Annotated in this window: 13 protein-coding genes; 9 read left to right on the plus strand and 4 right to left on the minus strand. The window is 73.1% G+C overall.

The annotated features are described in order from the left end of the window. Window positions 1-35: 35 nt before the first annotated feature. Both ACWC91_RS06395 and ACWC91_RS06400 read left to right on the plus strand, forming a co-directional pair. A complete protein-coding gene (locus ACWC91_RS06395) occupies window positions 36-1,376 on the plus strand; it encodes a transcriptional regulator (RefSeq protein ID WP_450642265.1) in 1,341 nt (446 codons plus the stop codon). A gap of 95 nt (window positions 1,377-1,471) precedes the next feature. Further along, entirely contained in the window at window positions 1,472-2,017 is a 546-nt protein-coding gene (locus tag ACWC91_RS06400) for an NUDIX domain-containing protein (RefSeq protein ID WP_225076171.1), read from the plus strand. Window positions 2,018-2,095: 78 nt separating this feature from the next. Here ACWC91_RS06400 and ACWC91_RS06405 read toward each other — a convergent pair whose 3' ends face one another. After that, window positions 2,096-2,968, minus strand: a complete 873-nt coding sequence (locus ACWC91_RS06405) for a 3-hydroxybutyryl-CoA dehydrogenase (protein WP_281154430.1) — start codon at window positions 2,966-2,968, stop codon at window positions 2,096-2,098. A gap of 171 nt (window positions 2,969-3,139) precedes the next feature. On the opposite strand from ACWC91_RS06405, the gene ACWC91_RS06410 reads away from it, so the two are divergent. Continuing rightward, on the plus strand, window positions 3,140-4,387 hold the full coding sequence (locus tag ACWC91_RS06410; protein WP_450642263.1) for a glycoside hydrolase family 10 protein: 1,248 nt from the start codon (window positions 3,140-3,142) through the stop codon (window positions 4,385-4,387). Window position 4,388: 1 nt separating this feature from the next. Here the strand turns inward: ACWC91_RS06410 and ACWC91_RS06415 are convergent, their stop codons facing one another. After that, window positions 4,389-4,589, minus strand: coding sequence for a DUF1918 domain-containing protein (locus ACWC91_RS06415; RefSeq protein ID WP_141362616.1), 201 nt, complete (start codon window positions 4,587-4,589; stop codon window positions 4,389-4,391). 123 nt (window positions 4,590-4,712) lie between these two features. After that, complete coding sequence (locus tag ACWC91_RS06420; protein ID WP_450642261.1) at window positions 4,713-5,627, minus strand: DMT family transporter; 915 nt, start codon at window positions 5,625-5,627, stop codon at window positions 4,713-4,715. On the opposite strand from ACWC91_RS06420, the gene ACWC91_RS06425 reads away from it, so the two are divergent. Further along, complete coding sequence (locus ACWC91_RS06425; RefSeq protein WP_225076174.1) at window positions 5,626-7,071, plus strand: aminotransferase-like domain-containing protein; 1,446 nt, start codon at window positions 5,626-5,628, stop codon at window positions 7,069-7,071. The two genes, ACWC91_RS06420 and ACWC91_RS06425, sit on opposite strands and share 2 nt — an antisense overlap. Before the next feature lie 66 nt (window positions 7,072-7,137). Here ACWC91_RS06425 and ACWC91_RS06430 read toward each other — a convergent pair whose 3' ends face one another. Further along, entirely contained in the window at window positions 7,138-7,605 is a 468-nt protein-coding gene (locus tag ACWC91_RS06430; protein WP_450642259.1) for a DUF6314 family protein, read from the minus strand. An 85-nt stretch (window positions 7,606-7,690) separates the two neighbouring features. Here ACWC91_RS06430 and argC point away from each other — a divergent pair, with 85 nt between their 5' ends. Genes argC through ACWC91_RS06455 form a run of 5 tightly spaced genes read left to right on the plus strand, consistent with a single transcriptional unit; the run spans window position 7,691 to window position 12,542 of the window. Then, a complete protein-coding gene (argC, locus tag ACWC91_RS06435) occupies window positions 7,691-8,719 on the plus strand; it encodes an N-acetyl-gamma-glutamyl-phosphate reductase (RefSeq protein WP_281154425.1) in 1,029 nt (342 codons plus the stop codon). After that, window positions 8,716-9,867, plus strand: coding sequence for a bifunctional glutamate N-acetyltransferase/amino-acid acetyltransferase ArgJ (gene argJ, locus ACWC91_RS06440; RefSeq protein WP_281154423.1), 1,152 nt, complete (start codon window positions 8,716-8,718; stop codon window positions 9,865-9,867). The genes argC and argJ overlap by 4 nt, the downstream gene beginning before the upstream one ends. After that, window positions 9,864-10,772: an acetylglutamate kinase gene (gene argB / locus ACWC91_RS06445; protein WP_225076178.1), complete on the plus strand. Its 909-nt coding sequence runs from the start codon at window positions 9,864-9,866 to the stop codon at window positions 10,770-10,772. The genes argJ and argB overlap by 4 nt, the downstream gene beginning before the upstream one ends. After that, window positions 10,769-11,983 (plus strand): acetylornithine transaminase, encoded by a 1,215-nt coding sequence (locus ACWC91_RS06450; RefSeq protein WP_225076179.1) that lies wholly within the window; start codon window positions 10,769-10,771, stop codon window positions 11,981-11,983. Before argB ends, ACWC91_RS06450 begins: the two co-directional genes overlap by 4 nt. A 19-nt stretch (window positions 11,984-12,002) precedes the next feature. Continuing rightward, a complete protein-coding gene (locus ACWC91_RS06455; RefSeq protein WP_100567805.1) occupies window positions 12,003-12,542 on the plus strand; it encodes an arginine repressor in 540 nt (179 codons plus the stop codon). The last annotated feature ends 1 nt before the right edge of the window (window position 12,543 follow it).

The raw sequence follows: 12,543 nt of genomic DNA on the forward strand, positions 1-12,543 counted from the left end.
CTACGCTGTCGCCACAGAGCCACCGGGGGGCACCCATGCAGCCCAACACACTGCTCGACGCGATCCTGGACGAGGCCGGGATCTCGCACGCGGGCCTGGCAGCGCACGTCAACCAGGAGGGGCGGGCCCGCGGACTCGCGCTCCGGTACGAACACACCGCCGTGGCCCGGTGGTTGAAGGGCCAGCGGCCGCGCGGCCAGGTGCCCGACCTGATCTGCGAGGTGCTGGCGGGCCGGCTGCACCGGCAGGTCACGCTCGACGACATCGGCCTCGGCGTGCCCGGCGAGTCCTCCGCGCCGCACGGCACCTCGCTGTCCGGGTTCGTCGAACGCGCCACCGCCCTGTGGCGATCCGACGAGCAGCAGCGCCCGCACCTCCTCGGAGCCCCCGCCGTGACCGGCACGCCCGCCGTCATGCCCGTGTGGGAGTGGGAGAACCCGCCCGAGGACGTGGACGTCTCCCGCGGTGGCCGGCACCGGGTCACCCCGTCCGACATCGAGATGCTGCGCGCCGCCCGCACGCACTACGAGCAGATGTACCGCAAGGCCGGCGGCGTCGCGACCCGCGGCCGTGTCGTGGGCTTCCTCAACGCCGAGGCCGCCCCGCTGCTGCGGGGCAGCTACACCGACGCCACCGGCCGCCAACTGCACCGCGCCACCGGCGGGTTGGTGGCGATCGTGGGCATCTGCGCCTACGACTCCGACGCGCACGGCCTGGCTCAGCGCTACTTCCACCAGGCGCTCAGGCTCGCCAAGGCCAGCGGGGACCGGGGACTTGGCGCCTACGTGATCGCGCTGCTGGTCAACCAGTCGCTGTTCATGCGGGAGTACCGCCAGGCCGTCGCCTTCGTCGAGGCCGCGCTGCGCGCCGCGGGCCAGCACATCACCCCCGCGCTCGCCTCCGACCTGTACGCGATGCAGGCCAAGGCCTACGCCCACCTCGGCGACGGCACGAGCGCCCTGGCCTGCATCGGGCGCGCCGAGTCCGCCGCCGAACGCATCCGGCGCGGATACGAGCCCGACGAGACGGGCTACGTCCAACCCGGCCTGGTCAACGTGCAGGTGGCCGAGGCCCTGCTCAGCCTCGGCGAGCTGGCCGCCGCCGAGGAGCACGCCGCGGCCGCCGTGGACAACCCCGCGCACGACCGGGGCCGGGTGCACCGGCTGGCCATGCTCAGCACGATCCAACTGCGCCGGGGCAACGCCGACAAGGCGGTAGCCACGGCCGTGCGGATGGCCGAACAGGCCCGTGGGATGGAGTCGCAGCGGCTGCGGGACAGACTGCGCGCGGTGCGCGAGCACCTGGTGCGCAGCGGCAGCGCCGGCACGGCCGAGGCGGCCGAACTGATCGACGGGGCCCTGCGCGTACCGCTGTGACGGCGGCGCGGTGCTCCCGGCGGCTCGCCGTGCGCCTGCTGCGGGACCGGTCCGGCTGCGATATTGCCACTGACCCGACGGAAGGTGGCAGAACCGTGCAGTGGACGAAACAGAACGAGCAAACTGTGTACGCAAACCGCTGGTTCACCGTCAACCTCGCGGATGTCGAGTTGCCGGACGGCAGGCACCTCGACCACTTCCTGATACGGCTGCGGCCCGTCGCCGTGGCCACGGTGGTGAACGAGGCGGGTGAGGTCCTCCTCCTGTGGCGCCACCGCTTCATCACCGACAGCTGGGGCTGGGAGCTCGCGGCGGGCGTCGTGGAGGACGGCGAGGACGTCACGGCCGCGGCCGCCAGGGAACTGGAGGAGGAGACCGGCTGGCGGCCGGGACCCCTGCACCACCTCATGAGCGTGGAGCCGTCCAACGGGCTCACCGACGCCCGGCACCACATCTACTGGTCGGACGAGGGCGAGTACGTCGGACACCCGGCGGACGACTTCGAGTCCGACCGCCGGGAATGGGTCCCCCTCAAGCTCGTCCCCGACCTGGTCGCCCGCGGCGAGGTCCCGGCCGCCAACATGGCGGCCGCGTTACTGCTCCTGCACCACCTCAGGCCCGGGCGGGACACGCTGTCCTGAGGGAGCGCACACGGTGTGCGAACGACGCGGGCCCGGCACCACCTCGGTGCCGGGCCCGCTGACCGCCGCTCCTCGTGGTCAGCCGTAGGTGTAGAAGCCGGAGCCGGACTTCCGGCCGAGCCGGCCGGCGTCCACCATGCGCTGGAGCAGCGGGGGAGCGGCGTACAGCGGCTCCTTGTACTCCTCGTACATGGAATGGGCGACCGAGGCCACCGTGTCCAGACCGATCAGGTCGGACAGCCTCAGCGGGCCCATCGGGTGGGCGCAGCCCAGCTCCATGCCGTTGTCGATGTCCTCGCGGCTGGCGATGCCCGACTCGAACATCCGGATCGCCGAGAGCAGGTAGGGGATCAGCAGCGCGTTCACCACGAAGCCCGACCGGTCCTGGGCGCGGATAGCGTGCTTGCCGAGCACCTTCTCGGTGAACAGCTGCGCCCGGCTCAGCGTGCCCTCGGAGGTGGTGAGCGCCGGGATCAGCTCGACCAGCTGCTGCACCGGGGCGGGGTTGAAGAAGTGGATGCCGATCACCTGGTCGGGGCGCGCGGTGGCGACCGCCAGCCTCACCAGCGGGATGGAGGAGGTGTTGGAGGCCAGGATCGCGTCCGGCCGGGTCACCACCTGGTCCAGGACCTGGAAGATCTCGGTCTTGACCTGCTCGTTCTCCACCACGGCCTCGATCACCAGGTCGCGGTCGGAGAACTCGCCGAGGTCGGTGGTGAAGCTCAGCCGGGCCTGCGTCGCGTCCCGCTCCGCCTCGCTGATCTTGCCGCGCTCGGCCGCCTTGGCCAGGGAGTTGAACAGCCGGGTACGGCCTATCTCCAGGGCCTCGCCGGTGGTCTCGGCGACCTTCACCTCCAGGCCGGCCCGGGCGCACACCTCGGCGATGCCCGCACCCATCTGGCCGCAGCCCACCACTCCGACGCGTGCAATGTCTCCCGAAATGCCGGTCACATCGTCCCTTTCGCAGTTCCTACGGCTGTGGCAGGCGGCCCGTTGTGCGGTGCCTGCTCCGATCGTGCACGTTACCCCCGTGGCGGCCGTGATCGGTCGCCCGGGTCGGGCATGCTGGGCCGGTGGACGATCCGTGACCGTGCGGATCCACGGCGTACGGGGAGTGCCCGGATGGCCCGAGGGACACGGGTGACACGGCGGTCGTTCACCGTGGCGGCGCTGTCGACCCTGGCGGTGACCGGCGACGCGGCCACCGCGGCGGGCGGCACCGGTACCGACCGCAGGGGCCGCGCCGAGGTCACCGAGATGCGCGGCATGTGGCTGGCGACCGTGCGCAACCGCGACTGGCCCTCCCGCACCGGGCTGAGCGTGGCCCGGCAGCGCGGCGAGCTGACCGCCCTGCTCGACGTGGCGGTGCGCCGCCGGCTCAACACGGTGTTCCTCCAGGTGCGCCCGGCGGCCGACGCGCTGTGGCCCTCGCCCCACGAGCCGTGGTCGCAGTTCCTCACCGGCACCCAGGGCAGGGACCCGGGCTGGGATCCGCTGGGCACGGCCGTGGCGGAGGCGCACGCCCGCGGACTGCGGCTGCACGCCTGGTTCAACCCCTACCGGGTCGCCCTGCACGACGACCCGGCCCTGCTGGCCGCCTCCCATCCGGCCCGCAGACACCCCGACTGGGTGGTCCGGTACGGCGGGTGCCTCCACTACAACCCCGGCCTGCCCGAGGTCCGGGAGTTCGTGCAGCGGGCGATGCTCGACGCGGTGTCCCGGTACCCGGTGGACGGCGTCCACTTCGACGACTACTTCTACCCCTATCCGGTCGCCGGCGAGACCTTAGACGACGACGCAGCCCACCACCGGTACGGCGGCGCCTTCGCCGGCCGGGCCGACTGGCGGCGCGACAACATCGACCGGCTGATCCGCGAGACGGCAGCGGCCGTCGCCGCCACCCGCCCGGGCACCCGGTTCGGGATCAGCCCCTTCGGGGTGTGGCGCAACGCCTCGTCCGACCCGCGCGGCTCGGACACCCGGGCCGGCGTGCAGACGTACGACGACCTGTACGCGGACACCCGCAAGTGGGTCGGGGAGGGCTGGATCGACTACGTCGTCCCACAGCTGTACTGGGCCATCGGCTTCGCCACCGCCGACTACGCCGCCCTGCTGCCCTGGTGGGCCGAGGCGGCACGCGGCAGCCGCACGCGGCTGTACGTGGGGGAGGCGCTCTACAAGGCCGGCGAGCAGAGCGCGGCCTGGCGGGACCCCGACGAGCTGTCCCGCCACCTCACCCTCGCGGCCGCGCACCCGGAAGTACGCGGGCACGTCTTCTTCGCCGCGAAGGAGGTGGCGGCCGATCCGACCGGGGCCATGGCGAGGGTCGTCGCCGACCACTACCGCCGGCCGGCGAGACCCCCGCGCTGACTCAGTGGTGTTCGTGTTCCTTCTTGTGGCGGACCTGGCAGTCGGGGCCCGGTGACATGACCGCCTCGTGCCCGTCCGGGAAGCGGACGCGGTACGGCGGGTTGCCCTCCGTGCCCATGACCTCGACGATTTCGCTGATCTGGTCGTGCTGACCGACCACCCTGCCGTGCTGGACGAGCTGGTCGCCCACGGTTGCGCGCATCTGCGGGGCCTCCTCACCATGTGCGGGAGCAGCGGTCCTCGACTTCCGAGTCTACGGTGCGGAGCGCGGCCGAACCGGTGAGCCGCCGGGCCGGTGTGCGGTCGGCACCGGTGTGAGCGCCGGTCAGCCGCGCGCCCGCTGGGTGACGGCGATGCAGACGAGCACGGCTACGGCCGTCACGGGGGCGGCCGGAGTGAGGTGCTCGCCGAGCAGCAGCACCGACCACACCAGTGTGAGCAGGGGTTGGGCCAGCTGCAACTGGCTCGCCTTCGGGATGCCGACGGCGGCCATGCCCCGGTACCAGACGACCAGCCCGAGGAACTGCGAGCCCGCCGCGACCCAGAGCAGTCCGGTCACGCTGTGGACGCCCAGGTGCACGGGCTCGTGCGTCAGCGCGAGCGCGGCCGCGGGCACGGTGAGCGGCAGGCACGCCACCAGCGCCCAGCCGATGACCTGCCAGCCCGGCATCACGCGGGCCAGCCGGCCGCCCTCGGTGTAGCCGGCGGCGCACACCAGCAGGGCGCCGAACAGATAGCCGTCGGCGGTGGTCAGCGCACCGCCGCTCTGCTGCACGGTGAAGGCCACCACGGCCGCCGCGCCCGCCAGCGCCGCCGTCCAGAACGTGCGCGAGGGGCGGACGCCGAAGCGCAGCGCGGAGAGCAGCGCCGTGGTGAGCGGCAGCAGGCCCACGACGACGGCGGCGTGCGCGGTGGTGGAGGTCTCCAGGGCGAGCGTGGTGAGCAGCGGGAAGCCGAGGACCACTCCGGCGGCCACGACCGCGAGGCCGGGCCAGTGCCGGCGTGCGGGCGGCGGCACGCGCAGCGCCAGCAGGCAGCCGCCCGCGAGGACGGCGGCGAGCACACTGCGCACGGCCACCAGGGACCAGGGTCCGAAGCCCTCCAGGCCCCAGGCGGTGGCCGGGAAGGTCAGGGAGAAGGCGACCACGCCGAGGGCCGCCTGAAGGGTGCCGGCGCGCGAGCGGGCCGGGGCGTCCACCGCTATCGGTGTCGGTGCGATAGCGCTACTCTGTACTCTCATGCAGCAGCGTAGCAGCGTCACTGAACTCGCAGAACGCCTGCGACGGGAACTGGACCGCTACTCACCTGGTGGAAAGCTCCCGTCGAGCCGGGTCCTCGTCGAGCGGTACCGGGTCAGCCCGGTCACCGTCTCGCGGGCCCTGTCGCAACTGGCGGCCGAGGGCCTGGTGGTCACCCGTCCCGGCGCCGGCGCCTTCCGCGCCCCGGCGCGCGGGACGGCCGCTCCCGCCGGCGACACCTCCTGGCAGGAGGTAGCGCTCAGCGCGGACGGCGCCGCCGACCTCGTACCGCGCACGGTGGACGCCTCCGGCGTGACGATCTCACTGGCCGCCCCGCCGCCGGGCGTGATCGAGTTCAACGGGGGCTACCTGCACCCCTCGTTGCAGCCCGAGCGGGCCATGGCCGCCGCGCTGTCCCGGGCCGGCCGTCGTCCCGGGGCGTGGGGGAGGCCGCCGCTGGAGGGGCTGCCGGAGCTGCGCGAGTGGTTCGCGCGGGACATCGGCGGGCCGGGCGGGACGGTCACCGCCGCCGAGGTCCTGATCACCGCGGGCGGCCAGTCCGCGCTGACCACCGCCCTGCGCGCCCTGGCCCCGCCCGGCGCTCCGGTGCTGGTCGAGTCGCCCACCTATCCCGGCATGCTGGCCATCGCCCGGTCCTCCGGGCTGCGGCCCGTACCCGTGCCCGTCGACGCGGAGGGGGTGAGGCCGGAGCTGCTCGCCGACGCGTTCCGGGCCACCGGCGCCCGCGTGTTCGTCTGCCAGCCCCTGTTCCAGAACCCCACCGGCGCCGTCCTCGCCCCCGACCGGCGCGCGCGGGTGCTGCGGACGGCCCGCGAGGCCGGCGCCTTCGTCGTCGAGGACGACTTCGTACGGCGGCTCGCGCACGAGGACGCCGGCACCCTGCCGCCCCCACTCGTCGCCGCCGACCCGGACGGGGTCGTGGTGCACGTCGGCTCGCTGACCAAGGCCACCTCGCCCAGCTTCCGGGTGAGCGCGCTGGTCGCGCGCGGCCCGGTGCTGGAACGGTTGCGCGCCATCCAGGTCGTGGACACGTTCTTCGTGCCGCGGCCGTTGCAGGAGGCCGCTCTCGAACTGGTCGGCTCACCCGCCTGGCCGCGCCATCTGCGCGCGCTCGCCGCGGAGTTGAAGAGCCGTCGGGACGCGATGACCACCGCGCTGCGGAGCATCCTTCCCGAACTCGCCCCGCCGCACGTCCCGTCCGGCGGCTACCACCTGTGGCCGCGTCTGCCGGACGGTGCGGACGAGGCCGCCCTGACCGCCGCCGCCCTGCGCGCGGGCGTCGCGCTCACCCCCGGCCGCCCGTACTTCAGCGCCGAACCCCCGGCCGCCCACGTGAGGTTGAGCTTCGCCGCGGTCGGCGGCACGGCGGAGATCGCCGAGGGTGTGCGCCGCCTGCGGGCGGCCTGCGCGGAGGTGCTGCCCTGACGGCGGACCGGGGGAGCGGACGGCCGGGACCCGCGGCGGGCTGCGTACCGGCGGCTCAGTCCTCGCTCAGTCCTCGCGCGCGTAGTCCGTCGTCAGCAGCAGGTCCTTCGCGGGGCCGCCCACGCGCCACACCGTGCGCCAGTGCCCGGCGTCCCGGACGGTGAACTCGCCCCGGTAGAGATCCGCCGCGCACGGATGCGCGGCCAGGTGCCGCCCGGAGCGCAGGTCCAGATCGTGGAAGGGCCGCCCGTCCGCGAAGCGCACGTCGGCCGTGCCCGGCACGCCCCCGGGCAGAAAGCGCAGCGTCCGCTCGGCGGGCCGGGCCACCCCCTGCCAGACGAACGTGCCGCACTCCCGGTGCAGCAGCCCGCCGCCGTCCAGGGCGCCGAAGGCCGTCGTACCGGTGAACTCCCCCGTCCCGCCGTCCGCCAGATCCCGCACCGACCGCCGGACCCGCCTGTGCCCGGCCAGGTACACCAGCACGTCCGGCACCGGCAGGAACCGGCCCTCCGCCGCCCGCTCGCCCTTTTCCACCCGCTCACCGTACGACGACCGGCCTTGATTCCGTTGCATAAACGTGCAGGAATACGTATAGTCATGCCATCGAGGAGGAGGGTTCATGGCTGTACGTGTGGCGGTCGCCGGAGCGAGTGGATACGCGGGCGGAGAAGTGCTGCGCCTGCTCCTGGCGCACCCCGAGGCCGAGATCGGCGCCCTGACCGGGAACACCAACGCCGGAGAGCGGCTCGGCGCCCTGCAACCGCACCTGCCGCCCCTCGCCGACCGCGTCCTGGAGGAGACCACCCCCGAAGTCCTCGCCGGGCACGACGTCGTCTTCCTCGCCCTGCCGCACGGCCGGTCCGCCGCCGTGGCCGAGCGACTGGGACCCGACGTCCTCGTCATCGACATGGGCGCCGACTTCCGGCTGAAGGACCCCGCCGACTGGGAGCGCTTCTACGGCTCCCCGCACGCCGGCACCTGGCCCTACGGCCTCCCTGAACTGCCCGGTGGCCGCGCCGCGCTGGCGGGCGCCAGGCGCATCGCGGTGCCCGGCTGCTACCCGACGGCCGCCTCCCTCGCCCTCTTCCCGGCCTACGCGGCCGGACTCGCCGAGAACGAGGCCGTGATCGTCGCCGCGTCCGGCACCTCCGGCGCCGGCAAGGCGGCCAAGCCGCACCTGCTCGGCTCCGAGGTCATGGGATCCATGTCCCCCTACGGGGTGGGCGGCCTGCACCGGCACACCCCGGAGATGATCCAGAACCTCAGCGCCGCGGCGGGGGAGCGCGTCACCGTGTCCTTCACGCCCACGCTCGCGCCGATGCCCCGCGGCATCCTCGCCACGTGCAGCGCCAAGGCCCGGCCCGGGGTCACCGCCGACTCCGTGCGCGCCGCGTACGAGAAGGCCTACGCCGACGAGCCCTTCGTCCACCTCCTCCCCGAGGGGCGCTGGCCCGCCACCGCCTCCGTGTACGGCTCCAACGCCGTGCAGATCCAGGTGGCGTACGACCCCGCCGCGCACCGCGTCATCGCGATCAGCGCCATCGACAACCTGACCAAGGGCACCGCGGGCGGCGCGGTGCAGAGCATGAACATCGCCCTCGGACTTCCCGAGGAGCTCGGACTTTCCACGATCGGAGTCGCACCGTGAGCGTCACGGCAGCCAAGGGGTTCCAGGCGGCGGGCATCGCCGCCGGGATCAAGGAGAGCGGCAACCCGGACCTGGCCCTCGTGGTCAACACCGGACCCCGCCGCGCCGCCGCGGGCGTCTTCACCTCCAACCGCGTCAAGGCCGCCCCGGTGCAGTGGTCCGAGCAGGTCCTCAAGGACGGCAGGCTCTCCGCGGTCGTCCTCAACTCCGGCGGCGCCAACGCCTGCACCGGCTCCAAGGGCTTCCAGGACACCCACGCCACCGCCGAGAAGGCCGCCGACGTGCTCGGTGTCGGCGCCATCGAGGTCGCGGTCTGCTCCACCGGACTGATCGGCGTCCTGCTGCCCATGGACAAGCTGCTGCCGGGCATCGAGACGGCCGCCGCCCGGCTCTCCGAGCACGGCGGTGAGAAGGCCGCCATCGCCATCAAGACCACCGACACCGTCCACAAGACGTCCGTGGTGACCAAGGACGGCTGGACCGTCGGCGGCATGGCCAAGGGCGCGGGCATGCTCGCCCCGGGCCTGGCCACCATGCTCGTGGTCCTCACCACGGACGCCGACCTCGAGGCAGACGTGCTCGACCAGGCGCTGCGCGCCGCCACCAGGGTCACCTTCGACCGGGTCGACTCCGACGGCTGCATGTCCACCAACGACACCGTGCTGCTGCTCGCCTCCGGCGCCTCCGGGGTCACCCCGCCGTACGCGGAGTTCGCCGAGGCCGTACGGGCGGTGTGCGACGACCTCGGGCAGCAGCTCATCCGGGACGCCGAGGGCGCCAGCAAGGACATCAAGGTCGAGGTGGTGGGCGCCGCGACCGAGGAGGACGCCGTGGAGGTGGGCCGCTCCATCGCCCGCAACAACCTCCTCAAGTGTGCCATCCACGGCGAGGACCCCAACTGGGGCCGCGTCCTCTCGGCGATCGGCACCACCAAGGCCGCCTTCGAGCCCGACCGGCTCAACGTCGCCATCAACGGCGTCTGGGTCTGCAAGAACGGCGGCGTCGGCGAGGACCGCGAGAAGGTCGACATGCGCTACCGCGAGGTCCACATCGTGGCGGACCTCGCCGCAGGCGCCGAGACCGCCACCATCTGGACCAACGACCTCACCGCCGACTACGTCCACGAGAACAGCGCGTACTCCTCATGAGCTCCGGAACCACTCGCAAACACACCGCGCTCCCCAAGGCGAAGATCCTCGTCGAGGCGCTGCCCTGGCTGACCCGGCACCACGGCAAGATCGTCGTCATCAAGTTCGGCGGCAACGCCATGGTGGACGAGGAGCTGAAGGCCGCCTTCGCCCAGGACGTCGTCTTCCTGCGGCACGCCGGCCTCAGGCCCGTCGTCGTGCACGGCGGCGGCCCCCAGATCAGCCGGGCACTCGACAAGCACGGCATCGTCAGCGAGTTCAAGGCGGGGCTGCGGGTCACCACCGAGGAGGCCATGGACGTCGTGCGGATGGTGCTCGCCGGGCAGGTGCAGCGGGAGCTGGTGGGCCTGCTCAACCAGCACGGGCCCTTCGCCGTCGGCCTCACCGGCGAGGACGCGCACACCATCACCGCCACCAAGCACACCCCCGAGATCGACGGCGAGCCGGTCGACATCGGGCGGGTGGGCGAGATCACCGCGATCGACACCGGCGCGATCGAGGCGCTGCTCGCCGACGGCCGCATCCCGGTCGTCTCCTCGATCGCCCGCTCCGAGGACGACGGGCACGTCTACAACGTCAATGCCGATACGGCGGCCGCGGCGCTCGCCGCGGCACTGGGCGCCGAGACCCTCATGGTCCTCACCGACGTCGAGGGCCTCTACGAGGACTGGCCGAACTCGGACGAGGTGATCAGCCGCCTGACCGCGAGCGAGCTGGAGAAGCTGCTGCCGGAGCTGTCCTCCGGCATGGTGCCGAAGATGCAGGGCTGCCTGCACGCGGTGCGCGGCGGCGTGACCACCGCCCGCGTCATCGACGGCCGGGTCCAGCACTCGATCCTGCTGGAGATCTTCACCGACGAGGGCATCGGCACGATGGTCGTGCCGGACGAACAGGGGGAGTCGTGAGCAACCAGGACGCGAGTGATCAGGAGACGGGCAACCAGGCACTGGCCGCGCGCTGGCAGGGCGCGCTCATGAACAACTACGGCACCCCGCGGCTCGCCCTCGTCCGCGGTGCGGGCGCGAAACTGTGGGACGCGGACGGCCGGGAGTACGTCGACTTCGTCGGCGGTATCGCGGTCAACGCACTCGGCCACGCCCACCCCGCCGTCGTGGAGGCGGTCGGCCGGCAGATCGCCTCCCTCGGCCACGTCTCCAACCTGTTCATCGCCGAGCCGCCCGTCGCCCTGGCCGAACGGCTGCTCCAGCTCTTCGGCCGGGACGGCAAGGTGTTCTTCTGCAACTCCGGCGCCGAGGCCAACGAGGGCGCCTTCAAGATCGGCCGGCTGACCGGGCGGCCGCACATGGTCGCCACCGAGGGCGGCTTCCACGGCCGTACGATGGGCGCCCTCGCGCTCACCGGCCAGCCCGGCAAGCAGGAGCCGTTCCTGCCGCTGCCCGGCGAGGTCACCCACGTGCCCTACGGGGACGCGCGGGCCCTGGCCGCCGCCGTCACCGAGGAGACCGCCCTCGTCGTCATCGAGCCCATCCAGGGCGAGAACGGGGTCGTGGTGCCCCCGCCCGGTTATCTGAAGGCGGCCAGGGCGATCACGGCGGCCACGGGTTCGCTGCTGGTCCTCGACGAGGTGCAGACCGGGGTCGGACGCACCGGGCACTGGTTCGAGTACCAGGCCCACGAGGGCGTCCTGCCGGACGTCGTCACGCTCGCCAAGGGCCTGGGCGGCGGACTGCCGCTCGGCGCCACCGTCGCCTTCGGGCGCGCCGCCGACCTGCTCCAGCCCGGTCAGCACGGTACGACCTTCGGCGGCAACCCGGTCGCCTGCGCCGCCGGACTCGCCGTCCTGGACACGATCGCGGGCGAGGGGCTGCTGGAGAACGTCAAGCGGCAGAGCGAGAGGCTGCGCGAGGGGATCGAGTCACTGGACCACTCGCTGGTCGCCCACGTCAGGGGCGCGGGCCTGCTGCTGGGTATCGTGCTCACCGAGCCGCGCGCGCCCCAGGTGCAGCAGGCGGCTCAGGAGGCCGGTTTCCTGGTGAACGCGCCCGCCCCCGACGTCGTACGGCTGATGCCGCCGCTGAACCTCGGCGACGACGAGGTGGACGCCTTCCTCGGAGCGCTGCCCGGCGTCCTGGACGTGGCAAACGGGGACGGATGATCCGGAGATTGAGACGACGATGAGTCAGGCGCAGAACGGTCAGACCGAGGCCGGGCCTGCGGTGCCGCAGACCCGCACCGCCCGCCACCGCCGGATCGTGGACATCCTCAACCGGCAACCGGTCCGCTCCCAGAGCCAGTTGGCGAAGCTGCTGGCCGACGACGGGCTGAGCGTCACCCAGGCGACGCTCTCCCGCGACCTGGACGAGCTGAACGCGGTGAAGATCCGCAACACCGACGGCGACCTCATCTACGCGGTGCCCAGCGAGGGCGGTTTCCGCACTCCGCGCGCACCGCTGGGGGAGTCGGTGAAGGAGGAGCGGATGCGGCGGCTCTCGCAGGAGCTGCTCATCTCCGCGGAGGCCTCCGCCAACCTCGTGGTCCTGCGGACGCCTCCGGGGGCGGCGCAGTTCCTCGCCTCGGCCATCGACCAGGCCGAGCTGCACGACATCCTGGGGACCATCGCCGGCGACGACACGCTGCTGCTGATCAGCCGGGACCCCACGGGTGGACAGGCGCTGGCGGACCACCTGCTGAGGCTGGCGCAGAACGGCCAGTGAG

The organism is Streptomyces sp. NPDC001204, from assembly GCF_053598035.1.

Bases quoted from the DNA above. Each gene is read 5' to 3' on its own strand.
- argB (WP_225076178.1), top strand. From the start codon at position 9,864: ATGAGCTCCGGAACCACTCGCAAACACACCGCGCTCCCCAAGGCGAAG.
- ACWC91_RS06410 (WP_450642263.1), top strand. From the start codon at position 3,140: ATGGCCCGAGGGACACGGGTGACACGGCGGTCGTTCACCGTGGCGGCG.
- ACWC91_RS06415 (WP_141362616.1), bottom strand. From the start codon at position 4,589: ATGCGCGCAACCGTGGGCGACCAGCTCGTCCAGCACGGCAGGGTGGTC.
- argC (WP_281154425.1), top strand. From the start codon at position 7,691: ATGGCTGTACGTGTGGCGGTCGCCGGAGCGAGTGGATACGCGGGCGGA.
- ACWC91_RS06395 (WP_450642265.1), top strand. From the start codon at position 36: ATGCAGCCCAACACACTGCTCGACGCGATCCTGGACGAGGCCGGGATC.
- ACWC91_RS06425 (WP_225076174.1), top strand. From the start codon at position 5,626: ATGCAGCAGCGTAGCAGCGTCACTGAACTCGCAGAACGCCTGCGACGG.
- ACWC91_RS06420 (WP_450642261.1), bottom strand. From the start codon at position 5,627: ATGAGAGTACAGAGTAGCGCTATCGCACCGACACCGATAGCGGTGGAC.
- ACWC91_RS06455 (WP_100567805.1), top strand. From the start codon at position 12,003: ATGAGTCAGGCGCAGAACGGTCAGACCGAGGCCGGGCCTGCGGTGCCG.